This window comes from Luteibacter sp. SG786, assembly GCF_011759605.1.
In the GTDB taxonomy this organism is placed as follows: Bacteria; Pseudomonadota; Gammaproteobacteria; order Xanthomonadales; family Rhodanobacteraceae; genus Luteibacter.
In genome coordinates, this window is sequence record NZ_JAAOYX010000003.1 from 27,562 (window position 1) to 50,115 (window position 22,554).

A 22,554-nucleotide genomic window follows, 5' to 3' on the forward strand; every position below is an offset into this window, starting at 1 on the left:
AGGAAGACATCATGTCTCGCTTCACCGTTGCGCGTTCGTCCCTGGGCGCCCAGGAACTGGTGGTGCTCGTCGACGCGGACGCGGACCGCGAGGTTCGCATCGCCCGCCGCGGCGCCACCGTGCTCTCCATCGTCACGTGTTCCCCGGAGGCGCGTCGCGACATCGCCGACGGCTTCCGCGACGAGAAAGAACTGCTCGGGCACAAGGGATCGCGCTTCGCGATCATGGCGCCGTTCGCCAACCGCGTGAATGACGCGCGCTATACGTTTGAAGGAAAATCCTACGATTTGCAGCCGGGTGCCGTCGGTGCCGACCGGGCGATCCGTCACGGTTTCGTGCGCGCCGTGACGTTCGACGTCCAGCGGGAACATGCCGACGACGACCACGCCTCGGTCACGCTGTTCACCCGCGCGATTCGTCCGGAGACGAATCCGGGCTATCCGTTCTCGCTCGACGTGGCGGTCACCTTCACGCTCGACGACAAGGGCCTGACGGTGGAATCCAGAACGCGAAACGTCGGCGACCACGCCGCTCCCGCTTTCTTCGGCTGGCACCCGTACTTCCGGCTCTCCGACAATCCCATCGAGGGATGGGAGTTGCAGGTGCCGGCCGACACCGTCATCGCCACCGGCGAAGACTTCATTCCCTTGCCCGGCACACGTGCCTGGAAGGCGCTGGACAAGGCCGATGCGAGTCTCGATTTCCGCAAGCCGCGGCCGATCGGCGACCTTGCCCTGAACAACACGTACACCGACCTCCAGCTCGATGCCGACGGCCGCGCCCGCACGCGTCTGCGCGATCCCAAAAGCGGTATCGGCATCGCGGTATGGCAGGAGAAGGGTGTCATGCTCGTGTTCACCTCGGACACGGCCGAGCGCGATGCGCGCAAGTCGGTGGCCCTCGAGCCGATGGAATGCATGGCGGACGCCTTCAATCGCGACGACTGCACGCCCCTCGTGACGCTGCCCGTCGGCGAGGAACGCCGCTTCATCTGCGGCGTGGAGTTCGACCGTTGAATCCTCTGCCCAGCTTCGCCGACATCCGCGATGCCGCGGCACGCATCGCGCCGTATGCCACGGTGACGCCCGTACTGCGCAGCGACCGCATCGACGAACTCGTCGGTACGCCGATCGTGTTCAAGTGCGAAAACCTGCAACGCGGCGGCGCCTTCAAGTTCCGCGGTGCCACCAATGCGGTGTGGTCGCTGGGCGAGGATGAAGCCGCCGGTGGCGTCGTCACCCATTCGTCGGGCAACCACGGCAACGCGCTCGCGATGGCCGCGCGTACGCGCGGCATTCCCGCGCACGTGGTCGTGCCGGACGGCGCAGTAAAGGCGAAGGTCGATGCGATCCTCGCCGCCGGCGCCACCGTGCACCGCTGCGCGCCCACCACAGCGGCGCGCGAGGCGGCGGCGGCCGAGATCCAGGCGAACACCGGCGCGACGCTGGTGCATCCCTACGCCGACCCACGCGTCATGGCGGGGCAGGGCACGCTGGTTCCCGAACTCTTCCGTCAGGCGCCCGGTCTCGACACGGTGCTCTTTCCCGTCGGCGGCGGCGGTCTTGCTTCCGGGTGCTCCATCGCTGCGCATGGCATCGACCCCGGCATCGCCCTCTTCGGCGCAGAGCCCGAAGGCGCGGACGACGCCGCCCGCTCGCTCGAGGCCGATGAGCGTGTCGGCCCGTTCGTTGCCGATACGATCTGCGACGGCCTGCGTACCCTGATCGGCGAGCCCAACTTCCACGCGCTGCGCGATCATGGTGTCCGGGTGCTGCGGGTGAGCGACGCGGAAGCGATTGCAGCCATGAAGTTGTTGTGGAGCGAATTGCGGATCGTCGTCGAAGTGTCGAGCGCCACCGTGCTGGCCGCCGTGCTGCGCTATCCGCGAGCCTTTGCCGGCCGCCGCGTCGGCGCCGTCCTTACGGGTGGCAACGTCGACCTCGATGCCTTGCCGTGGTGACGCATACCTGTGGGTGGCGCCCAACCCGGATGACAGCGGCTTACGATGCAGCGGCCGCACGCATGCGCACATGAGGCCACGCCGCCAGCGGACACCGCCGAAAAAGACCGGACTGTAACCTCGCTCGTCCTTCAGGGAAGTTCGCGAGGTGGCTATGCGCTGCGCATGGGCCGAGCAGAACGACGCGGAACGCGTCTATCACGACACCGAGTGGGGTGTGCCCGTTCACGACGATCGTCTCCTCTTCGAGACGCTGGCATTGAGAGGCGTGCAGGCCGGTTTGGCCTGGCGCATCGTCCTTACCAAGCGCGACGCGTTTCGCCGCGCGTTTCATGGCTTCGATATCGCCGCCGTCGCGGCCATGAGCGACGCCGAGATGGCGACGGTGCTGGCCGATCGTGCCGTCATTCGTAACCGGCTGAAGATCGAGGCCATACGGACCAATGCCCGGCTCGTCGCTCGTATCGTCGCGGAGGAGGGCTCCTTCTCTGCGTTCCTATGGTCGTTCGTCGGCGGCGTGCCAAAGGTGAACACCCGCCACGACAGCGACCCCATGCCCATGTTCGACGAGGCGTCCGATCGCTTGAGCGCGGTCCTGCGCAAACGGGGCTTTCGTTTCGCCGGTACCGCCATCTGCTACGCCATGATGCAGTCCGCCGGGCTGGTCGACGACCACGCGTGCGAATGCTTTCGTCGCCGCTGACGCCACGTTCACCGCGGCTGCACCGCCAACGCGTTGCCATGGGCCCATGGCAACGACACGGATCGGCATATCCGGCTGGCGCTACAGCCCCTGGCGTGGCGTCTTCTATCCCAGGGATCTCGTCCAGAAAGACGAGCTGTCCTTTGCGTCGCGCGAGTTCCCGACGATCGAGCTCAACGGCTCGTTCTACTCGTTGCAACGGCCGGAGAGCTATCTTTCATGGTACGAGGACACGCCGCGTGGCTTTGTCTTCGCGGTGAAGGGGCCGCGCTTCATCACGCACAACAAGCGCCTGCGCGACATCGAGAAACCGATGGCGAACTTTTTCGCTTCAGGCGTGCTGGCGCTGCGCGAGAAACTCGGCCCCATGCTTTGGCAATTCCCGCCGAACTTTCGTTTCGACCCACAGGTGTTCGAGGCGTTCCTCGCCATGCTTCCGCGCACGACGATGGCGGCGGCCGCCCTGGGGCGGAGGCACGACACCCACTTGAAACGGAAGGCGTACCTCGACGTGGGGCGTAGCCACCGGCTTCGCCATGCGGTGGAGATCCGCCACGAAAGCTTCGTGGATCCGGCTTTCGTCACACTGCTGCGCAAGTACGGCGTGGCGTTCGTGGTGGCCGACACGGCCGGCAAGTTTCCCCGTTACTTCGACGTCACCGCGCCCTTCGTCTACGTGCGCCTGCACGGCGACAAGAAGCTCTACGCCAGCGGTTACAGCGACGATGCATTGCACGATTGGGCGCGGCGCATCCGCGCCTGGCGCCGTGGCGCGCAGCCCGCGAAGGATCCTCGCATCTCTCGGTCCGCGCCGCCCAAGCGGACGTCGCGCGATGTCTACGTCTATTTCGACAACGACATGAAAGTGAAGGCGCCGCGCGATGCGCATGCGCTGGCGGCCTTGTTGTAGTTAGCGCTAGAACGGCGTCTTCCGCCGCGAACCGCGCAGGTTCTCGATCGGAAAACTGGCTATCTCGCCACTGCCTTCGCGGCGCGACTGGCCGGCGGGCGGGCCCCAGGCGTGGGCCGTGACAACTTCCCACGTCGATGGAATGACGCCGTCGCTGCGCATGGCCTCATATGCATCGATCATGCGGCGGTAATGCGTTTTGCCGGTGAGCCCGCGCGGGCGGTCGGCATCCGCGTTGTTCGCGCCCAGCCCCTTCAACTCGTCGAGCAATGCGCGAGGTGTCGGGTACGTGAGGGTGTAGCGCTCCGCGAACAGCACGGGATCTTTCAATCCCTGCGCCAGCATCGCGTCGCCCACGTCGTGCATGTCGAGGAATCGGGCCACGTGCGCCTGCTGGTCCGCTTCGGCCCATGCGGCGCGCAGTTCTTTCAGTGTGTCCGGTCCGAACGTGGAGAACGTGAGCAGTCCGCCGGGCTTGAGCACGCGAGCGCATTCGGCGAACAGACGAGGAAGATCTTCGCACCACTGGAAACAGAGGTTCGAGAAGAGCAGGTCCACACTGTGATCCGGCACGGGCAGCGTGTAGGCATCGGCAGCGACGCGCCCGAAGGGCTTCAACCAGCCGGCGTGATGTTTCGCTTGCCGCAGCATCGGCAGCGCGAGATCCATGGCGATCACCTGCGCCTTGGGGTAGCGCTTCTTCAGCGCGGCGCTGCCGCGGCCCGTGCCGGCGCCGACATCGAGTACGACCTGCGGCTCCTGTTCGTAGATGTCGAGCCGTTCGACAAGCGTCGATTGCACCTCGCGCTGGAGCGCGTCGTGCTTTTCGTAGGTGCCGGCGGCGCGACCGAAGTTGCGGCGAACCTGGCGTCGGTCGAAATGGAAGTCGCTCATGATCGTGTGTCGATGAACCGGTGCAGGACGTCCGCCACGACGGCGGCGTGTCCGATGAAGGGGGCGTGCCCGGCGTGCGCGATTTCCTCGAAGTGCCCGTCGGCGGCCTCGGCGGACCAGCGCATCGCCTCTGGATGCACGATGCGATCGCGTCGGCCGGCCACCCAGAGACTAGGCCGATCGATGTCGGGAAGGCGCGAACGCAGATCGGCGCTCTCTAGGAGGCGAAGGCCTTCCATGAGCACGCGGGGATCGGGTTCGCCGCGCGCGAAGGCTTCCTCCTTCAGGCGTCGGGCCTCGGCGCGAGGGTCCGCGCTGCCCATGGCCTCGAGCGCGATGAAGCGTTCCACCGTGGCCTTGTAGTCCGCCTCCAGGTCCGCGGCCAGCTGGCGCACCATGGTCGCGTCGTTGCCGTACGGCCAGTCGTCGCCACGTATGAAACGCGGCGTGGCGCAGACCGGTACGACAGCGCGCACGGCGTCCGGCACGTCGAGCGCGGCCGTCATCGCGACAAGACCGCCCAGCGACCAGCCAAGCCAGACGGCCGGAGGGGTCGCATCGGCGATGGCGCGCGCACACGCCTGCGGTTCGAGCGGAATGGAGGACTGGCAGGAATAGCCGTGGCCGGGCAGATCCACGACGTACATCGTGCAGCGGTCCGCCAGTGCTTCGACGAGGGGAGCGAGGATGCCGCCGTGCATGGCCCAGCCATGGATCATCACCAGCGGCACCGGACCGCTGCCGTGCGTTTCGATGTGCAGCCCGCTCATGCCACGTCGCTCGGCGCGAGGGTGGGATCGAGCGCGCCCCGCCCGTCGAATACGAAGCAGTCGCCACGCCAATGCGCGCCGCCCACTTCCTCGAAATACTTGAGGATGCCGCCTTCGAGCTGGAACACGTTGTCGATGCCGATCTCGCGCATGTGGATCGCGGCCTTCTCGCAGCGGATGCCCCCGGTGCAGAACGAGACCACCGTCTTGCCTTCGAAGCGCTCGCGATCGGCGGCCACGGCGGCGGGAAAGCCGGTGAAGCTGGAAAGCCCGTAGGCCACCGTGTTCTCGAACGTGCCCGCGGCCACTTCGTAGTCGTTGCGCGTGTCGAGCAGCACCACGGGCCGGCCGGCGTCGTCGTGGCCCTGGTCTAGCCAACGCCGCAGATCGGTGGGCAGCACGTGCGGCGCGCGGCCTTCGGCGGGCCGTATGGCCGGCGCCCGCATCGTGATGATTTCCTTCTTCAGGCGTACGCGCATGCGTGCGAACGGCGCCTCGTCCGAAAGGCTTTCCTTGGGCACGATGTCGGCGAAACGAGGATCCTCGCGCAGCCAGACGAGGAAGGCCTCCACCGCACCGCGCGGTGCCGCGAGGAACAGGTTGATGCCTTCCGGGGCGAGCAGCACCGTGCCTTTCAAGGCCAACGCCTCGCAGCGCTCGACGATCCGCGCCCGCAGGCTTTCGAGGTCGTCGAGCCCGACGAACTTGTAGGCGGAGATATTGAGGATCGTCATGGGCTGGCTCGGGTAGTGCGACCGTCCATTATACGACCGCGCTTTCCACAGGACGGGGCAGGCGCGCCAGGGCATCCAGCAGGGCGTCGATCCGGTCCGGCGTGTGCTGCGCCGAGAGCGTGATGCGCAGGCGGGCGCTGCCCTGGGGAACCGTGGGCGGCCGGATGGCCACCACCAGGAACCCGGCGTCTTCCAGCGCTGCGGCTGCGGCGACGGCCGCGGCGGCCGTGCCCATGGGCATCGGCTGGATCGGCGTGGCGGAAGGCATGAGCGGCAGCCCCAGGTGGGCCGCTCCGGTGCGGAAGCGGGCGATATTGGCCGCCAGTTTCTCCCGCCGCCCCTCGCGATCGAAGCGGACCAGGCGCAGGGCGGCCCGCGTGGCTGCCGCCAGCGCCGCGGGCATCGCCGTGGTGTACACGTAAGTGCGCGCGAACTGGGCGATGCCCTCGATCACGGCGGCGTCGCCGGCGAGGAACGCGCCCGCGCAGCCGAGCGCCTTGCCCAGGGTGCCCATCAGAACGGGCACGTCGCCCGTGCTCAGCCCGGCGGCACTCACGGATCCCGCGCCCTGCACGCCCAGCACGCCCAGGCCGTGCGCGTCGTCCACGTAGAGAAGTGCGCCGCGCGCGCGGCACACCGCGGCCAGGGCCGGGAGCGGCGCGACATCGCCGTCCATGCTGAACACGCCGTCGGTGGCGACCACGGCGGGAAGTTCCGGGCGCGCGTCGAGCTGCCGGGCCGCGCCTTCCGCGTCGGCGTGGGGGTAACGCCGCAGTTCGGCGCCCGCCAGTTGCGCGCCGTCGATCAGGCTTGCGTGATTCAGTCGGTCCTGCACGCACAGGGTCGAAGCGCGCCCCGGCACCGGCATCGCGCCCGCACCGAGCAGCGCCTGCATCGCGCCCAGGTTCGCCATGACGCCGGTGGAAAACAGCAACGCGCGCTCGCGCCCCGTCCATTCGGCCAGTTCCTCCTCCAGCGCCGCGTGCTCGCCGCGGTGGCCCGACACCAGGTGTGCCGCACCCGTGCCGACGCCTTCCGCGGCCGCCGTGCGCGAAAGCGCCGCGACAAGGTCACGGTGTCCCGCGAGGCCGAGGTAGTCGTTGCCGCAGAAGTCCACCAGCGCGCGGCCGCGCACGATGCGCCGTGCGCCAAGGGCGTCGCAGACGCGCGCGCGCCGGAGCAGTCCCGCCTGTTCCCGCGCAGCGCGTGCGCTTTCCAGGCGGGCGAGGAGATCCGGCCGGTTCACGCCTCGGCCGGTTCCACGATATCGGCGTGCACCGTGCCGGGCTCGACCTCCACGTCCATCGGCTTCAGACCGAGCCGCTCGAAGAGGCGGCGGTCGTGCTCCACGTCGGGGTTGCCGGTCGTCAGCAGCTTTTCACCGTAGAAGATGGAATTGGCGCCGGCAGCGAAACACAGCGCCTGCAAGGCATCGTCCATCGTCTCGCGTCCGGCCGACAGGCGCACCACCGATGCGGGCATCAGAATGCGCGCCACGGCGATGCTGCGCACGAACTCAAAAGGATCGAGGGCCTCGGTGCCGGCCAGCGGCGTTCCCGCCACCTGCACCAGACGGTTGATGGGCACCGATTCCGGATGTTCCGGCAGGTTGGCCAGCGTGGCGAGCAGCCCGGCGCGCTGGGCACGCGACTCGCCCATGCCGACGATGCCGCCGCAGCAGGTTCTCAGGCCGGCCTCGCGCACGTGTTCCAGCGTGTCGAGACGGTCCTGGTATTCGCGCGTGTGGATGATCTCGCCGTAGAAGTCGGGCGACGTGTCCAGATTGTGGTTGTAGAAGTCCAGCCCGGCCGCCTTGAGCGTGTCGGCCTGCGGCTGGGTGAGCATACCCAGCGTGGCGCACGTCTGCAGTCCCAGCGACTTCACCGCACTGACGATTTTGGCCACCTTCGCCACGTCGCGGTCCTTCGGCGAACGCCATGCGGCACCCATGCAGAAACGGCTTGCCCCCGCATCCTTGGCGGCCTGTGCCTTGGCGAGCACGGCCTCCACGCTCATCAACTTCTCGGCCTTCACCCCGGTGGCGTAGCGGGCGGCCTGCGGACAGTAGGCACAATCCTCGGGACACCCACCGGTCTTGATCGAGAGCAGGGTCGAGACCTGCACGGCATTGGGGTCGTGGTACTGCCGGTGGATGGTCTGGGCCTGGAACAGCAGGTCGTTGAACGGTAAGGCGAAAAGGCGCTCGACTTCCTCTCTGGACCAGTCGTGGCGAAGGGCTGCGGTCATGGCGGTTATCCCGTGGCGAAGCCGCGAGTGTGAAAACCCGTTGTCGTACTGTCAACCTTAACGATGATCTTCAGGTTTACAGTGCGGGGCCATCGCGTGCCGTAGGATGGAGGCGCGATATCCCGAGGAGGTGCACGCATGAGCGACGGACAAGGCAGCACCGGCAACGTGCTTGCCGCGATCTGCAGTTTCTTCATCCCCGGCCTGGGGCAGTTGGTGCAGGGGCGGGTGTTCAAGGCGTTGATCATGTTTGTGCTCGCCGCGGTGCTGTGGGTGATCTGGCTCGGCTGGATCATCCATCTCTGGTCGATCGTCGACGCGGCCATGTATCGGCGCGACTGAGGCCCATTCCTGGCGCATGGATGCGTCCCCGTTCAAGCATGGCTGACGACGACGGTCCAGCCACGGTCGACCGTGGCAGGATGGCTCAAGTGAAAGGGGCGGGGGCGTCTATGGAATCCGGTCTTGGAACGCGTCGCTACGTGGGTTACGGAGCGCTGCTGCTCGTGCCTCCCATTGTCCAATTCGGCTTGCCCTGGGTCGTCGGGCGTCAAATGCCCGAATTGGCGTATTACCTCATGCTTTTGGCTGCGCTCATGGCGAGCGCGACGGCCCTCGGTTATTCGCGCACGTCCGCCTTCGATCGACGCACCGTTTTCTGTCTCGCCCTGGGGCTCGGTTTATGGGTGATCGGCATGGGGAATGCGATTGCCAACTCCGATGCCGAACAGAACCTGATATCGACCTATGTCTATTTCGTCAGCTATGGGCTGCCGCTGCTTTATGCCGCGGTTGCGACGCGCGACGAACCCACGACGACGTCACGTCGTCTGGTGGACGGCGCGCTTCTCATCCTGCTCGTGATCCTTTGCTATCTGGGCGTGCGAGACCTGCAGGACGACCGCGGATTCCTGAGGAGCCAATACGAGCCGTGGGTCGCACTCGCCTTCGACGCGGAAAACGTGCTCCTGTTCATGGCATTCCTGGTTCGCTTGCTGGCGGCCACGGACGAGCGTGAGTACCGGTCGTTCCGTACGGTGACGATCTTTCTGGGGGCCTATGCATTGGCTTCTGCCTTGCACAATCACGTCGAGCAACTGACCGGATCGGTGATCGTTGGAGCCATTGCCGATGCGCTACCGACCTTGGTCTTCATGTTTCTGATCTGCCTTCTTCATGGCAATCGAAACCCGGGCACGTTCGAACTGGCCGATCGCATCTGGGCTCGACGTCTCGCAGCCAGCTTCGCTCCGGGCATACTGCTTGCCGCGATATTTGCGCTGAGCGTTGGGGTTCGCGGGTCGCAGGGTGTGCTCGGGCAAATCGTGCTGGCACTGGCCATGCTGACTTACGTGATTCGCGTGGTGCAGACCCAATTCTGGTTCGCGGCTACGCGCGACCGTCTCGCGGAGGCACTTGCCGCGGTAGAGCGCGTGTCTCTCCTGGATGAATTGACGGGCATTCCGAATCGCCGTGCCTTCGAGAGCGCCTTGCGGGAGCGGCTTCGCGAGTCCATGCGCGAGCATAAGCCGGTCAGTGCACTCATGATCGACGTTGACAGGTTCAAGATATTCAATGACAGTCGTGGCCATCTTGACGGGGACGCGGCGTTGAAAGCGGTGGCCCGCCTTCTCGCGGGTACCCTTCGTCGCCCCGCTGACTTCATCGCACGCTACGGCGGCGAAGAATTCGTGGTGCTTCTGCCCAATACGGCGGAGGATGGAGCACAAGTCGTTGCGCGTCGCATGAACCGATCGGTGTACGAAGCCGCGCTGGCGTTCGATCTCGGCATCGATCAGCGCGTGACGGTGAGCATTGGCATCGCTACCTCCAGTGAACTCGACGCGGAAGGCCTGGTGCGACGTGCCGATGACGCGCTGTATCGTGCGAAGGCTGGTGGCCGAAACGGCTACGCGGCGGCAGCAGCGGTTGAGCGTCCTGTCGCTTCGTTGCCATAGGCGTACCAGGATGGGTACGGAGGTGTTTCCGAAGGAGGGTTTCCCATGAGCGATGGACGCCGCAGCATTGGCAACCTGCCTGCCGTGGGGGAGCCCCGCCGACTCGTACGTGTGTCCCCGTTCAAGGCCTGGCTGGCGGCGGCAGGGCGTTTCGTCCTGCCGCCGCGCTGCATCGTCTGTGAGGGGCCCGGCAGCGGTAGCCGTGAGTTGTGCGACGGCTGTCGTCGATCCCTGGTAACCAATGTCGTGAGTTGCAGTCGCTGTGCGCTCCCCTTGCCAGCCACTACGCCCCTGTGCGGGCAGTGCCAGACGAAGCCGCCGCCATGGCACGATGTGTGGGTTCCCTTTGTCTATGCGTGGCCGCTGGACGCTCTCGAAAGCCGCTTCAAGTTTTCCGGAAGCCTCGCCGCGGGGCGTGTGCTGGCCACCTGCTGGTTGTCTTCGGGCGTGCCGCCCGTCATGCCCGGGTTGCTCGTGCCGGTGCCGCTGCATGTGAGCCGGTTGCGCCAGCGCGGATACAACCAGGCACAGGAGCTGGCCCGGTCGCTGGCGAGGCACCTGGGACTGCCGCTGGCACACGACGTGCTCGGCCGTGCGCGCGCCACCGGGGCGCAGACCGAACTGGACGCGGCCGCGCGTGCGACGAACGTCCGTGCGGCTTTTGCGGTGAAGCGCGTACCCGTGCAGAAGCACGTGGCCATTGTCGACGACGTGATGACGACCGGCGCGACGCTGGCGGAATGCGCGCGGGTGCTTCTTGCCGCGGGGGTCGCACGCGTCGATGTGTGGGCGCTGGCGCGAACGCCCTCGCCGGGGCAACGGGGCGTGTCGAAAGTCGCTGGGCCCCTGCCTTCGCAGGGGCGACGTGGGTGAGGGTGCCGGTGCCGAAGCCTGACCTACCGTCGTTCCCGCGAAGGCGGGAATCCAGCGACTTGCGCCTCAGTGATTCACGTAGACAGGATTACCCAGGATCAGAAGCTTGCCCTGCGGCGAGCGCACGTCTACGCGCAGCCAATGACGTTTGCCGTCGCCGGTCCAGTCGAACGAAACCTCGCCATTGGCCGGAATCGGCTTCTCCGCGGAAGCCAGTGGCTTGCCATCCACGGTGACGACGACATGCCGTCCCTCCACCGCGGCCGTGCGCGCGACGACATGCATCGTGGCGCCATTCGCCACCTGGAGTGCATCGCCCATGCCCGCTCTGGCTGCGCCCGTGCTCGCGAGGACATCGAGCGAGCGGTCGTGTGTTCCCTCCACGTCCACGAAGACATGTCCCGCGCGGATGCCGTCGAGGATGCCCTCCATGGAAAGCTCCCGCGCATGCACCACCGTGGTGGGCGTGCCGATGGTCCCGGCGAGGGCGTCGCGCGGATCGTCCGTGCCGATGTGGCTGTCGCTGCCGCCGATGGCCGTGACGCGCAGGCCGGCGTTCAACTGCTTTTCCCAGAAGGGAATGCCGGTTTCGGGACGCTCGGTGTCCGTGCCATTGACCGCCTCGATCGCCTGGAACCCGCGCATGTCCACAGGGCTCTTCGGCGTGAACCCGCAACCCATGCAGGTTTCGTCATTGGGACGGTTGGGATGATTGATCGAAATGACGCCGTGCGCGCGGGCGACATCGGCAAGCAACGCGTTCCAGTCCGGTACCGCCTTGCTTCCCACGCGGAAATCCACGGTGCGGGACACGCCGAACAGGTTGGCATGGCCTTCGAACGTGGTGATCTCGCGGGCGGTAATCAACAGCATCGTGTCAAAGTACGGTTGCAACTCGCGCAACTCCGACACCTGCGACATGGTGTTGTGGTCGGACGGGGCGATGAAGTCCAGCCCGCGCTTCGCCGCCGAGGCCACGGTGAAGAACAGCGGGCACGGCACCTTCGCGGTCCTGGACAGATTGAGGCAACCGCCGTCGCTATGCGCCGAATGCATGTGCAGGTCGCCGCGATACCAGCGATCTTCCGTCGCCAACGGTGCGGTCAGCCCATGCTCCGGCCCGAAGCCCTCATCCTCGTGCGAGAACCACACCTTGGCCGTATAAGTGGCGTGCGAGGCGGCGCGAATGTTCGGTATGCCGAAGAGAAGACGCCACCGGCCCGGCTGGATGGCCCCCGGCAGGAAAGAAGCCGTGGCATCCGTGGCCGACACGGTGAAGCGGTGCTTGCTGCCGCCACTCCAGCCGCGGAAGCCGTCCTGGGCCTCGAACGGCCCGGGGCCGAGCAGGCCGAGGTCCATCACCGTCTTGTCTTCGCGTCCGGTGTAATCGACATCCACCGTGATCCGCGACGTACCCGCTGGCACGTCGAACGGAACCTCCCGGTATGTGTGCTGGTCGGCACCGCTGAGTTCGCCACGAAGGACCAGGTCCGGCGCACGCTCCGCCGCAGCGGCCACGGCGGTCAGACACGCGAGTGCGAAACCGAGTAGGGCGCGCATCAGAAACGGTACATCGCGGCGAGACGGAACGAGCGGCCGAGCAGCGGCCGGGCGATAAAGGTATTGGCTCCCGCATCCGAGCTCGCCAGCTCGCCGGCTCGGGGGTTGCCCTCGGTGAGACCGAGCGAGTTCGTGATGTTGTCGGCGTAAAGGAACAGCGACAGTTGCTGGGTGGCGTCGTAGCGGGCGCTGGCGCCGACCACGTGGTACGACGGCAGCACCACTGAGTTCGCCGTGTCGACATAGCGCTTGCCTTCATGCTCATACGACACCTGCACGCGCAGGCGGCCTTCGAGCAGGTTCACGCCCGGCACGATGCGATAGCTGACCTTGGGCACACGGATCAGCTGGTTGTCGTCGTAGTCACGAAGCACCGGTGCATTCGCGACCACATCGGTGTAGCTCAGGCCCTTGTACTTCGGGTCCTGCAGGGTGGCGTTGAACTGCACGTCGAACCACTTGCTGGGATAGAACGTGCCCTCGAGTTCCAGACCATAGGTCTTGGTGGTGGCGTAGCCCGTCTGCGGCGTGGACGTGTTGCCGTTGCGGTCGAAGACGTTGTTGGTGAAGCTGACGTTGTCGTACTTCGTGTAGAACGCGGTCGCGTACAGATCAACGAAGCGGTCGCTGTATTTCCAGCCCGTCTCGGCCAGGTCCATGGTTTGCAGCAGCGGCGTGGCCGTCGGGTTCGTGATGTAGGTGCTGAGGTTTGGCAGGCGGAACGCCGAGGTCCAGCGCGCGAACAATCCCTGGCGCGGCGAGAACTGCCAGTTCGCGCCGAGGGTCCAGCCGGTCTTGTCGAACGACTGGTCGTAGTGCGTCATTACACCGTTACCCGTGAGCACCGTTGCCGCCGCGGGTGAGCCGCCGAGGTTCACCGTCTGCTTGCCTTCGGTGAAGCCCTTCACGTTCACCTTTTCGTAGCGAAGGCCGCCATCGATGCGCAGCTCCGGCGTCACCTGCCATTCGTCGGATGCATAGAAGGCGTTGGTATTCGACTTGCCGCTCGCGTGTTCCCATTCGTAGCCGTAACGGTAGAAGCCGTGGTCGGTCAGCGAACCAAGGACATTGCCGTTGGCATCCACGCCCACGAGGTCGAGCAGGCGGGCATTGTTCGTGGCATCGGTCAGCACGGTGGACGAGTAGCGGTCGAAATCCTGCTGGAAGTTCGCGTGGTAGTAGCCGAACGTGACGTCGTGGCTCTGCTCGCCGAACTCGAACTTGCGCAGCACGCGTGTGTCGTTGATGAACTCGTCCACCGGCAACGTCACGCCGCGCAGTCCCTCGGTCACCACAAGGCCGTTGCCGTTCTGGTTGGCCACGTTGAATACCTGCGACGGGTTGTCCACATACCGGAACTGGAGCGCCGTGGCGCCCGGGATGGCAGACAGGCGCTTGGCATCCTGGGCAAGGAACGAACTGGCGCTTTGCAATGCGTTCGGGAACACACCGTTGCGCTGCGTGTCGGTGGTGCTGTACCGCATGGATTCGGCCAGCTTCCAGTCGTCGCCGAGGTCATGGTCGAACTTGAACGACACTTGCGTGCGCTTGACGTGCGTGCCTTCGGTATTGTCGAAGTCGTACAGGCCTCCGTTGCCCTCCCGCATGAGGAGGTGTTTCGTTTCCGGGCCCGCAAGCGTGCCGTAGTTGCCGTTGAAGCCCGGCACCGCGCGGATGTCGCCGTTGGCATTGGTGCGCATCGGAATGCCGAGGTAGAGCGCCACCTTGTCGTCCATGTGCTTGACGTCGAAACTGATGTCGCCGTGCTCGAGCTCCCTGGACAGGGTGGCACGCAGCTGGCCGCCGTCGTCCGCGTGGTACTGCGGGCGCCGCACGCCGTCGTCCACCCGCCAGAAGCCGCCCACGCCGAGCTTCCAGCCGCCACCCACGGGCGTGCCGTACCAGAAGTCCAGGCGATTCAGCGAATAATTGCCCACCGTGTACTTCACCAGGCCTTCGGGCGTGTCGCCAACCTTGCGGGGAATGAAGTTGATGGCACCGGCAGGCGCGTTGGAATAGAACACCGACGAGGGGCCGCCGCGGACGACCTCGACGCGCTCGATCGTTTCGTCGAGTCGGAACGCCTGGTCGGCATTGAGATAGCCGAGCGCGGGGTCGTGCTGTACCGGAATGCCGTCTTCGAGCAGGGTGACCGAGCCGTAGCCGTCCACCGGAATGCCGCGCGCGCGGATGTTGCCCGATGCCTCGCCGCCGGACGACTCCACCCAGAAACCGGGCACCGACTTCACCGCCTCGGTGACGCTGGTGGGCGCCTGCATGCGCAGGCGGTCCTCGTCGATGGTGGTGATGGAGTAACTCGTTTCCGCCTTGGTGCGTGTCTCCACGCCCGAGCGCGCGGTGACGACGACATTGTCGAGGTCGGTGGTCTTCTTTTCGGGGTTGCTGTCCTGGGCATAGGCCGCGGCGGGAACGAGGAACGCGCCGAGGAGGGCCGCGCGCACGGCGCGGCTGAGCAGGGTGTCACGCATGTCGATGGTCTTCCGGGGAAAGGGCTGCGCGAACCCTCCCCTCGGACCACGCAAGCTTGCGGCGGCCCGCGGCCACTCCGTGGGTCCGCGACCCGCAGGAACTTATTCGTTAGCGATGACGGGAACGCTGAACTTTCATGACGGCCCTATTTCAATCGAGGCAAATGGTCATCGGCCGCTCACGCCGTGACGACTGTCACAAGGCGAGAGCGAGCACGATGCCGAGCCAGAGGGCGAGACCCACCCAGTTGTTGTGACGGAAGGCGGCAAGGCAGGCGGCGCGCTCACGGTCGCGCATGATCCACTGCTGGTAGGCGAAGAGGCCGGTGGTCGCCGCCAGCGCGATCCAGTACGGCCACGCCAGTGCGGCACGCGTACCCACAAGCAGCATGGTGAGCAGAAAGGTGCCCATGAGCACCCCCACGATGACCAGATCGGCGTCGGCGAACAGGATGGCCGTGGATTTCGCGCCCGCCTTGATGTCTTCCTCGCGGTCGACCATGGCGTATTCGGTGTCGTAGATCACCGACCAGAGGATATTGCCGATGAACAGCAACCATGCCAGCGGGGGCACCGTATCGGTGACCGCTGCGAAAGCCATCGGGATCGACCATCCGAACGCCGCACCCAGCACGACCTGCGGCAAGTTCGTGTAGCGCTTGCTGAAGGGATAGAGGGCCGCAAGGGCCGCGCCCGCGAACGACAGCAGGATGGTGAGGCGATTGGTGAAGAGCACGAGCACGAAGGAGAACGCGAGCAGGGCCGCGAAGACGTAGAGCGCCTCGCGGGGACTGACCCTGCCGCTGGCGATCGGTCGTCCCGCCGTGCGGCTCACCTGGGGGTCGAGCTTGCGGTCGGCGTAGTCGTTGATGGCGCATCCGGCGGAACGCATGGCGAACACGCCGAGGGTGAAGATCACCAGGGGCCCGATGGGCGGAAAGTCCTTCGCTGCCAGCCATAGGGCCCACCAGGTTGGCCACAGGAGGAGCAGGGCCCCAATGGGACGATCCATGCGAGTGAGCACGAGGTAGGCATGGATCTTTTCGCGGCGTGACGCCGGCAGGCCGCGCAGCAGAAAGGCCAGCACGCGCTCGGCAGTGGTCGACGCATCGGCGGGACGTGCGGGCGCTGCTACCGAGGGCTTGCGGTTTGTCGAGGGGTTCTTGCGACGGGTGGGCGATTTGCGGGGCGTGGGGCTCATCCGCGAAGTCTAGCCCAGCGGTCGCGGCACGGACGACGATGCGGGGCGACGACGTCGCCCCGCCTTGCGTTCAGCGCTCCAGCGGTTCGATCGGATCGTCGTCCACCGGCGGCTCCGGGTCGGCATCGCGCTCGGGTTTGTAGTGTCCGGGCTGGCGAATTTCGCCCTCGGGGCGATTCTTGCCGGGTTCGGCGATCGGCGGCTGCGGATTGGTCGGTGTATACGGCATGGGGGGCTCCGTGGTCTTGCGGGGTGGAGTCCAACCTAGGCACGGCAAGGTGAAGCAGCCGGGTACGCGCCGTAAAGCCAGGGTGAGCCGAAAACGCCGCATCGCCCGTTCGTGCCCTGCGGCGTATCCTTGCCGGCTGCAAACCAAAGGAAGCGATCATGAAGATCCTGATCATCGGTGCCGGCGGCACGCTGGGCCAGGCCGTGGCCGAGGAGCTCGGTGCACGTCACGACATCGTCCGCGCGGGACGTTCGCATGGCGACGTGCGCGTGGACCTGCGCGATGCCGGAAGCGTCGAGACGATGTTCCGCGACGTGGGCGATCTCGACGCCGTGGTGTGCACCGCAGGCAAGGTCCCGTTCGCACCGCTGGCGGACCTCGATGAAGCGAAGTACATGGCGGGCGTGCAGGACAAGCTCATGGGCCAGGTCCGGCTGGTGCAAGCGGGTACGCCACGCCTGCGCGACGGAGGTTCCTTCACCCTCATCACTGGCATCCTCACGGAGCAGCCTATCGTCGCCGGGGCATGTGCGAGCCTGGTGAACGGTGCCGTCGAGGCCTTCGTGCGCGCGGCTGCCATCGAACTGCCTCGTGGCATCCGCATCAATGCTGTAAGCCCGAATGTTCTCGCGGAGTCGATGGGAAGCTACGGACCGTTCTTCCGCGGCTTCGAACCGGTACCGGCGGCGCGCGCGGCGCTGGCGTTTTCCCGGTCGGTCGAGGGTCGCCAGACCGGGCAGGTCTACAAGGTCTGGTAAGCCGCGTCGCCCCGCACGCGTTCCACGATGTCGTCCGCGTGCCGCAGCGCCGCCTGGAAGGCAGCGAGGGACGCTTGCGCCGTTGCGTCGCTGCCACCGAGGTCCGCGATCTCGATCACGTCGACGAGCTTTGCGGACTGCTTCACGATCTGCTCGACGGCAGCCTCGTCCACGTCGACCACCAGGGTGAGCCTCGAAACGTCGGCATCCCGCGTAGGCGCGACAAGCAGCGATTCGATGTTGTAACCGCGCGAGGCGAACAAGCCGGCGACGCGGGCCAGCGCGCCGGCTTCGTTCTGCAACAGCATGGAGATCAGGTGGCGCATCGTCAGAACATTCCCGTTGGTTCGGCGGCGGCCCGGGCCACGGGGCGCTCGCGGCTGGGTATCCAGTCGCCGGTGATCATTTCCGCGTAGCTGGCGCCGGGGCCCACCATCGGATACACGCCGGCGTCGGGGTCGATCACCACTTCCAGGAAGGCCGGGCCCTCGAAGGCCAGGAAATCGGCGACGACGCTGTCGATATCGGCAGGGTTGTCGAGGCGACGCGCCCAGGGAAAGCCGTCCGCCTCGGCGGCGCGCACGAAGTCCTTCTTGTGCAGGCTCTTGTCCGATGCGGAGAAACGCCCCTTGAAGAATAGTTTCTGCCACTGGCGCACCATGCCGTCGCCACTGTTGTTCAGCACCACCACCTTCACCGGCAGATTGTAGGTGGTGACAGTTTCCAGCTCGCCGATATTCATGCGGATGCTGGCGTCGCCGTCCACGTCGATGACGATGCGGTCGGGACGTGCGAACTGCGCGCCGATCGCGGCCGGCAAGCCGAAGCCCATCGTGCCCATGGATCCGGAAGTGAGCCAGAGGCGCGGCTCGCGGAAGTCGAAGTATTGCGCGGCCCACATCTGGTGCTGTCCGACGCCCGTGCTGATCACGGCCCGGCCGTCGGTGATACGGTTGATGGCCTCGATAACCGCGCACGGCTGGATGCTCGTGCCGTCACGGCAGAAATCCATCGCGTGATGGGATTTCAGGGCGGCGACATGCGCATGCCACGCCGCGTAATCGCCGCGGATACCCTTCGTTCGTCCATACGTGGTCAGACGATCGAGCGACTGGTCCAGCGTACCCACATGGTGCCAGTCCACGGCCTTCACCTTTCCGATTTCCGCCGGATCAATGTCGATCTGCGCGATGGCACGGGCACGTGGCGCGAACTTGTCCGGAACGCCCACCACCCTGTCATCGAAGCGGGCGCCCAGGGCGAGCACGAAATCGCAGTCGTCCATGGCGTAGTTGGCATACGCTGCGCCGTGCATGCCGAGCATGTTCAGCGCGAGCGGGTCCGTAGTATCGAAGCCGCCGATCCCCATCAGGGTGGTCACCACCGGAACGCCAAACTCGTGTGCGAAGTCGCGCAGGGCCTCGGCCGCGCCGGAGGAAACGACGCCGCCGCCGGCATAGATCAGGGGGCGCTTCGCCTGGCCCAGGAGATCGAAGAGCCGCGCGCACTCGTCGTCGGGGATGGTCGCCGATTCGACGGCATGCAGGCGCGAACGGTAGCCGCGCACGGGCAGTTCGTGGCTGCCGTGGAAGATCGACACCGCGTTCTGCACGTCCTTGGGAATGTCGATGACAACCGGGCCGGGGCGACCGCTGCGGGCGATGTGAAACGCCGTGCGCAAGGTGGCCTCCAGCGAGGAAGGATCGGTGACGAGGAACACATGCTTGGCGCACGAGCCCATGATCGTGCTGATCGGGGCTTCCTGGAATGCGTCGGTGCCGATTGCGGCGGTGGGCACCTGGCCGCAGATGACCACCAGCGGGATGGAATCGGCCATGGAATCCCTCACGGGCGTGACCGCGTTCGTGGCACCGGGACCGGAGGTAACCAACGCCACGCCCACACGTCCGGACGCGCGCGCATAACCTGCCGCCATGAAGCAGGCGCCCTGCTCGTTGGCGGGAACGATCAACGGCATCGGCTCGCTGCCATCGTCGCGCGTATGCGCGCCGTTGTAGCGGAAGACGGCGTCATACACAGGAAGGATGGCACCGCCGGAGTAACCGAAGAGGACATCAAGGCCTTCGTCGGCGAGCACCTGCACGACGATGTCGGCGCCGGTCAGGGACTGGCCGGCCAGGGGATGGGGCGACGTGGGGCTAATGTCGCCGACGGTGTCCAGTTGGGCGTTCACGATGTTTATATTCCCTTCAAGCGCTGAGGAAGTTGCCTTGCCTGGAAGGCTTTGACGTCGGTTGCTTTATGTGGGAGCCGCTTCAGCGGCGATCCCGCGGCAGCGGGCAAGCTTGCCGCGAGCACCCATCGCCGCTGAGCGGCTCCCACACAATAAGCTCCGTGGCGGTTAAGGAGCCTTTGCAGGCTCTGGTTCCGGCGCGGGCTTCGGCTGGTTCGCGGCGAGCCAGGGCATGCGCGCACGCAGCTTCGCGCCCACCTTTTCGATCGGATGTTCGAGGTCGCGTTGCTTGTATGCCTTGTAGTTCGGCAGGCCGGCGTTGTATTCGGCCGTCCATTCGCGCGCGAAGGTGCCGTCCTGGATTTCCTTGAGTACCGCCTTCATGCGTTCCTTGGTGTCCGCGTCGACGATCCGCGGACCGCGAGTGTAGTCACCGTATTGCGCGGTTTCGGAAATGAACTCGAGCATCCGCGCGATGCCGCCCTCGTAGAAGAGGTCGACGATCAGCTTCAGTTCGTGCATCACCTCGTAATAGGCGATCTCCGGACGGTAGCCTGCTTCGACCAGGGTTTCGAAGCCCTTGATGACCAGTTCCGAGGCTCCGCCACAGAGCACGGCCTGCTCGCCGAACAGATCGGTTTCGGTCTCTTCCTTGAAGTCCGTCTCGATCAGCATGGCGCGCGCGCCACCGATGCCAGCCGCGTACGCCGTGGCGCGTTCGGTCGCCTTGCCGGTGGCGTCCTGGTGCACGGCATACAGGCAGGGCACGCCGCGGCCGATTTCATATTCGCGACGCACCAGGGCACCCGGTCCCTTCGGTGCCACGAGTACCACGTCGATGTCGGTGCGCGGCTGGATCTGGCCGAAGTGCACGTTGAAGCCATGCGCGAACAGCAAGGTGGCGCCCGGCTTCATGTTGCCTTCGATGGCGTCCTTGTAGATGCCCGGCTGGGTCATGTCCGGGGTGAGCACCGCGACGAGATCGGCGCCGCGCACCGCATCGGCCGGCTCGGCAACGGCGAAGCCGTCGAGGTAGGCGCGTCGCCACGAAGGGCCGCCCGGGCGCAGGCCGACCACGACGTCGAGGCCGGAATCTTTCAGGTTGAGCGCGTGGGCACGGCCCTGGCTGCCGTAGCCGAGCACGGCAATGCGGGCGTTCTGCAACGGGGCGGTGGTGGCTTGGGTATCGGTCATGGGGTGTCTCCGTTAGGAAGGTATGTGCGATGTCATGTAGGAGCCGCTATAGCGGCGAGGGAGGAGACCTCACGGCCACATTCGTCCGTTGGCTTCTCGCCGCCATGGCGGCTCCCACAGTTGGGGTCAGTTGCCGATCAGCTCCTGGGTGAGGTCTTCGTCTTCGAATTCGCGGCGTGTCCGCGTCGCGACGGCGGGTGCGTCGTCGAACGCTTGCGTGACGGCGCCTTCCGCCGCGGAACCCACGAGGCGGGCGTACTTGGCGAGAACGCCGCGCGTCACCTTGGGCGCCGTCGGTCGCCATGCCGCACGACGCGAAGCCAGGTCGGCGTCGGTGCGCAGTTCGCGCGTGGTGGCGTCGATGAACACCGCGTCGCCTTCGCGGAGGAGGCCGATGGGGCCGCCGCGCGCCGCCTCCGGCGCGACGTGTCCCACCATGAACCCATGCGTGGCGCCGCTGAAGCGGCCGTCGGTAATGAGTGCCACATCGTCGCCGAGGCCCCGGCCGACCAGCGCGGCGGTAACCGCCAGCATCTCGCGCATCCCGGGACCGCCGGCCGGCCCTTCGTTGCGAATCACCATGACGTCGCCCGCGCGGATGCGGCCGGCCTGCACGGCGGCGAATGCCTCTTCCTCGCTCTCGAACACGCGCGCCGGCCCCGCATGGCTGGTGCGGCCATGCCCTGCGAGCTTGAGGATGCAGCCTTCGGGCGAGAGGTTGCCGTAGAGGATGCTGTAGCCACCGCGCGGCTTGAACGGGTGGGCGACGGGACGCACCACCTGTTGTCCCCCGGTTGCCGGAGGCGCGGCATCCAGTTCGGCGAACAGGCTGCGGCCCGTGACGGTCTGCGTGTCGGCGATGAGGCCGGCTTCGCGCAACTCGCGTGCCACGATGGCGGTGCCGCCGGCAGCGGTGAGTTCCACCGCGCTGAAGCGGCCGCCGGGTTTCAGATCGGCAATGACCGGCGTGCGGGCGGACGCGGGCTCGAAGTCCTCTATGGACAAAGGCACGCGCGCTTCGTTGGCGATGGCCAGGAGGTGCAACACCGCGTTGGTGGAGCCGGCGGTCGCCGCGACCATGCGCGCGGCATTGTCGAAGGCGGCGCGGGTCATCACGTCGCGGGGACGCCGGTTGGCCTCCAGGCAGGCCATGGCCAGTTCACCGCAGCGGTATGCCGCGTCGCGCTTCGCCGGATCGGTGGCGGGAATATCGTTGAGACCTACCGGCGTCAAGCCCAGCGTGGTCAGCACCATCGCCATGGTGTTGGCGGTGAACTGGCCGCCGCAGGCACCCGCACCCGGGCACGCGTGGCGCTCCACGTCGTCGAGTTCGGCGTCGTCAATCTTGCCCGCGCCATGCGCGCCCACGGCTTCGAACACCTCCTGCACCGTGATCGGGCAGCCGTTGCGGCTGCCGTGCGCGATGCTGCCGCCGTAGAGCGCAACACCCGGGATGTTCAGCCGGGCCAGCGCCATCGCGGCGGCCGGAATGGTCTTGTCGCAGCCGCACAGCACCACCATCGCGTCGAGGCAGTGGCCGTCGACGGCGAGCTCGATGGAATCGGTGATGATCTCGCGGCTCACCAGGGACGACCGCATGCCCGGCGTACCCATGGCGATGCCGTCGGTCACGGCGATGGTGTTGAACTCCACCGGCGTGCCGCCCGCGGCGCGCACACCTTCGGCAGCGGCCTCCGCCAGCTCGCGCAGGTTGAGGTTGCACGGCGAGACGTTCGACCAGCTATGCACGATGGCGACCATCGGCCGGGCGATGGCTTCGTCGTCGAGTCCGGTAGCACGCAGCATCGCTCGTGCCGGGGCACGGTCCGGTCCGGTCTTGATCGCATCGCTGCGCAGCGTGCGGATGGGGATCTTTTTCG

The 22,554-nt window shown here is 66.5% G+C and carries 21 protein-coding genes; 8 read left to right on the forward strand and 13 right to left on the reverse strand.

Annotated elements, in window-relative coordinates; genetic code table 11:
* The first annotated feature begins 11 nt into the window (after positions 1-11).
* From FHS47_RS16030 to FHS47_RS16045, 4 genes are all read left to right on the forward strand, one after another.
* Positions 12-1,016 (forward strand): aldose epimerase, encoded by a 1,005-nt coding sequence (locus FHS47_RS16030; RefSeq protein ID WP_167030350.1) that lies wholly within the window; start codon positions 12-14, stop codon positions 1,014-1,016.
* The gene (locus FHS47_RS16035; RefSeq protein WP_167030353.1) at positions 1,013-1,960 is read left to right on the forward strand and encodes a pyridoxal-phosphate dependent enzyme; all 948 of its coding nucleotides are present in this window, start codon (positions 1,013-1,015) and stop codon (positions 1,958-1,960) included. Before FHS47_RS16030 ends, FHS47_RS16035 begins: the two co-directional genes overlap by 4 nt.
* Positions 1,961-2,114: 154 nt before the next feature.
* Entirely contained in the window at positions 2,115-2,663 is a 549-nt protein-coding gene (locus FHS47_RS16040; protein ID WP_167030356.1) for a DNA-3-methyladenine glycosylase I, read from the forward strand.
* A gap of 46 nt (positions 2,664-2,709) precedes the next feature.
* Positions 2,710-3,573 (forward strand): DUF72 domain-containing protein, encoded by an 864-nt coding sequence (locus FHS47_RS16045; RefSeq protein ID WP_167030359.1) that lies wholly within the window; start codon positions 2,710-2,712, stop codon positions 3,571-3,573.
* 6 nt (positions 3,574-3,579) lie between these two features.
* Here FHS47_RS16045 and bioC read toward each other — a convergent pair whose 3' ends face one another.
* Genes bioC through bioB form a run of 5 tightly spaced genes read right to left on the reverse strand, consistent with a single transcriptional unit; the run spans position 3,580 to position 8,218 of the window.
* Complete coding sequence (gene bioC, locus FHS47_RS16050) at positions 3,580-4,467, reverse strand: malonyl-ACP O-methyltransferase BioC (RefSeq protein WP_167030361.1); 888 nt, start codon at positions 4,465-4,467, stop codon at positions 3,580-3,582.
* Positions 4,464-5,237, reverse strand: a complete 774-nt coding sequence (bioH, locus tag FHS47_RS16055; protein WP_167030364.1) for a pimeloyl-ACP methyl ester esterase BioH — start codon at positions 5,235-5,237, stop codon at positions 4,464-4,466. Before bioH ends, bioC begins: the two co-directional genes overlap by 4 nt.
* Entirely contained in the window at positions 5,234-5,971 is a 738-nt protein-coding gene (locus tag FHS47_RS16060) for a sulfurtransferase (protein WP_167030367.1), read from the reverse strand. Before FHS47_RS16060 ends, bioH begins: the two co-directional genes overlap by 4 nt.
* Positions 5,972-5,999: 28 nt before the next feature.
* Positions 6,000-7,217, reverse strand: a complete 1,218-nt coding sequence (locus tag FHS47_RS16065) for an 8-amino-7-oxononanoate synthase (RefSeq protein WP_167030371.1) — start codon at positions 7,215-7,217, stop codon at positions 6,000-6,002.
* Positions 7,214-8,218: a biotin synthase BioB gene (bioB, locus tag FHS47_RS16070; RefSeq protein ID WP_167030374.1), complete on the reverse strand. Its 1,005-nt coding sequence runs from the start codon at positions 8,216-8,218 to the stop codon at positions 7,214-7,216. Before bioB ends, FHS47_RS16065 begins: the two co-directional genes overlap by 4 nt.
* A gap of 138 nt (positions 8,219-8,356) precedes the next feature.
* On the opposite strand from bioB, the gene FHS47_RS16075 reads away from it, so the two are divergent.
* Genes FHS47_RS16075 through FHS47_RS16085 form a run of 3 tightly spaced genes read left to right on the forward strand, consistent with a single transcriptional unit; the run spans position 8,357 to position 11,049 of the window.
* Positions 8,357-8,560 carry a hypothetical protein gene (locus tag FHS47_RS16075; protein ID WP_167030377.1) on the forward strand — a complete coding sequence of 68 codons (204 nt, stop codon included), beginning with the start codon at positions 8,357-8,359 and terminating at the stop codon, positions 8,558-8,560.
* A 38-nt stretch (positions 8,561-8,598) separates the two neighbouring features.
* Positions 8,599-10,176, forward strand: a complete 1,578-nt coding sequence (locus tag FHS47_RS16080; RefSeq protein ID WP_167030392.1) for a GGDEF domain-containing protein — start codon at positions 8,599-8,601, stop codon at positions 10,174-10,176.
* Between the two features lie 45 nt (positions 10,177-10,221).
* A complete protein-coding gene (locus FHS47_RS16085) occupies positions 10,222-11,049 on the forward strand; it encodes a ComF family protein (RefSeq protein WP_167030395.1) in 828 nt (275 codons plus the stop codon).
* Between the two features lie 66 nt (positions 11,050-11,115).
* On the opposite strand, the gene FHS47_RS16090 is transcribed toward FHS47_RS16085, so the two are convergent.
* The 4 genes from FHS47_RS16090 to FHS47_RS16105 form a co-directional block, all read right to left on the reverse strand.
* Complete coding sequence (locus tag FHS47_RS16090; RefSeq protein ID WP_167030398.1) at positions 11,116-12,609, reverse strand: CehA/McbA family metallohydrolase; 1,494 nt, start codon at positions 12,607-12,609, stop codon at positions 11,116-11,118.
* A complete protein-coding gene (locus FHS47_RS16095; protein WP_167030401.1) occupies positions 12,609-15,098 on the reverse strand; it encodes a TonB-dependent receptor in 2,490 nt (829 codons plus the stop codon). Before FHS47_RS16095 ends, FHS47_RS16090 begins: the two co-directional genes overlap by 1 nt.
* A 196-nt stretch (positions 15,099-15,294) precedes the next feature.
* Positions 15,295-16,299: a 4-hydroxybenzoate octaprenyltransferase gene (ubiA, locus tag FHS47_RS16100; protein ID WP_167030404.1), complete on the reverse strand. Its 1,005-nt coding sequence runs from the start codon at positions 16,297-16,299 to the stop codon at positions 15,295-15,297.
* 70 nt (positions 16,300-16,369) lie between these two features.
* Positions 16,370-16,528, reverse strand: a complete 159-nt coding sequence (locus FHS47_RS16105; RefSeq protein ID WP_167030407.1) for a hypothetical protein — start codon at positions 16,526-16,528, stop codon at positions 16,370-16,372.
* A gap of 158 nt (positions 16,529-16,686) precedes the next feature.
* On the opposite strand from FHS47_RS16105, the gene FHS47_RS16110 reads away from it, so the two are divergent.
* Entirely contained in the window at positions 16,687-17,286 is a 600-nt protein-coding gene (locus FHS47_RS16110; protein WP_167030410.1) for a short chain dehydrogenase, read from the forward strand.
* Here the strand turns inward: FHS47_RS16110 and ilvN are convergent.
* The 4 genes from ilvN to ilvD all read right to left on the reverse strand — a co-directional run bounded on the left by ilvN (position 17,271) and on the right by ilvD (position 22,531).
* Entirely contained in the window at positions 17,271-17,612 is a 342-nt protein-coding gene (gene ilvN, locus FHS47_RS16115) for an acetolactate synthase small subunit (protein ID WP_167030412.1), read from the reverse strand. The genes FHS47_RS16110 and ilvN overlap by 16 nt on opposite strands.
* A gap of 2 nt (positions 17,613-17,614) precedes the next feature.
* Positions 17,615-19,480 carry a biosynthetic-type acetolactate synthase large subunit gene (gene ilvB, locus FHS47_RS16120; RefSeq protein WP_208382085.1) on the reverse strand — a complete coding sequence of 622 codons (1,866 nt, stop codon included), beginning with the start codon at positions 19,478-19,480 and terminating at the stop codon, positions 17,615-17,617.
* 168 nt (positions 19,481-19,648) lie between these two features.
* Positions 19,649-20,674, reverse strand: coding sequence for a ketol-acid reductoisomerase (ilvC, locus tag FHS47_RS16125; RefSeq protein ID WP_167030415.1), 1,026 nt, complete (start codon positions 20,672-20,674; stop codon positions 19,649-19,651).
* Positions 20,675-20,800: 126 nt separating this feature from the next.
* A complete protein-coding gene (gene ilvD, locus FHS47_RS16130; protein ID WP_167032252.1) occupies positions 20,801-22,531 on the reverse strand; it encodes a dihydroxy-acid dehydratase in 1,731 nt (576 codons plus the stop codon).
* Positions 22,532-22,554: the final 23 nt, after the last annotated feature.

What these genes read in the sequence shown, in the direction of transcription:
- FHS47_RS16030 (WP_167030350.1), top strand. Translation starts at nt 12, where the DNA reads ATGTCTCGCTTCACCGTTGCGCGTTCGTCCCTGGGCGCCCAGGAACTG.
- FHS47_RS16040 (WP_167030356.1), top strand. Translation starts at nt 2,115, where the DNA reads ATGCGCTGCGCATGGGCCGAGCAGAACGACGCGGAACGCGTCTATCAC.
- FHS47_RS16045 (WP_167030359.1), top strand. Translation starts at nt 2,710, where the DNA reads ATGGCAACGACACGGATCGGCATATCCGGCTGGCGCTACAGCCCCTGG.
- bioC (WP_167030361.1), bottom strand. Translation starts at nt 4,467, where the DNA reads ATGAGCGACTTCCATTTCGACCGACGCCAGGTTCGCCGCAACTTCGGT.
- bioH (WP_167030364.1), bottom strand. Translation starts at nt 5,237, where the DNA reads ATGAGCGGGCTGCACATCGAAACGCACGGCAGCGGTCCGGTGCCGCTG.
- FHS47_RS16060 (WP_167030367.1), bottom strand. Translation starts at nt 5,971, where the DNA reads ATGACGATCCTCAATATCTCCGCCTACAAGTTCGTCGGGCTCGACGAC.
- bioB (WP_167030374.1), bottom strand. Translation starts at nt 8,218, where the DNA reads ATGACCGCAGCCCTTCGCCACGACTGGTCCAGAGAGGAAGTCGAGCGC.
- FHS47_RS16075 (WP_167030377.1), top strand. Translation starts at nt 8,357, where the DNA reads ATGAGCGACGGACAAGGCAGCACCGGCAACGTGCTTGCCGCGATCTGC.
- FHS47_RS16080 (WP_167030392.1), top strand. Translation starts at nt 8,599, where the DNA reads ATGGCTGACGACGACGGTCCAGCCACGGTCGACCGTGGCAGGATGGCT.
- FHS47_RS16085 (WP_167030395.1), top strand. Translation starts at nt 10,222, where the DNA reads ATGAGCGATGGACGCCGCAGCATTGGCAACCTGCCTGCCGTGGGGGAG.
- FHS47_RS16090 (WP_167030398.1), bottom strand. Translation starts at nt 12,609, where the DNA reads ATGCGCGCCCTACTCGGTTTCGCACTCGCGTGTCTGACCGCCGTGGCC.
- FHS47_RS16095 (WP_167030401.1), bottom strand. Translation starts at nt 15,098, where the DNA reads ATGCGTGACACCCTGCTCAGCCGCGCCGTGCGCGCGGCCCTCCTCGGC.
- ubiA (WP_167030404.1), bottom strand. Translation starts at nt 16,299, where the DNA reads ATGAGCCCCACGCCCCGCAAATCGCCCACCCGTCGCAAGAACCCCTCG.
- FHS47_RS16105 (WP_167030407.1), bottom strand. Translation starts at nt 16,528, where the DNA reads ATGCCGTATACACCGACCAATCCGCAGCCGCCGATCGCCGAACCCGGC.
- FHS47_RS16110 (WP_167030410.1), top strand. Translation starts at nt 16,687, where the DNA reads ATGAAGATCCTGATCATCGGTGCCGGCGGCACGCTGGGCCAGGCCGTG.
- ilvN (WP_167030412.1), bottom strand. Translation starts at nt 17,612, where the DNA reads ATGCGCCACCTGATCTCCATGCTGTTGCAGAACGAAGCCGGCGCGCTG.
- ilvC (WP_167030415.1), bottom strand. Translation starts at nt 20,674, where the DNA reads ATGACCGATACCCAAGCCACCACCGCCCCGTTGCAGAACGCCCGCATT.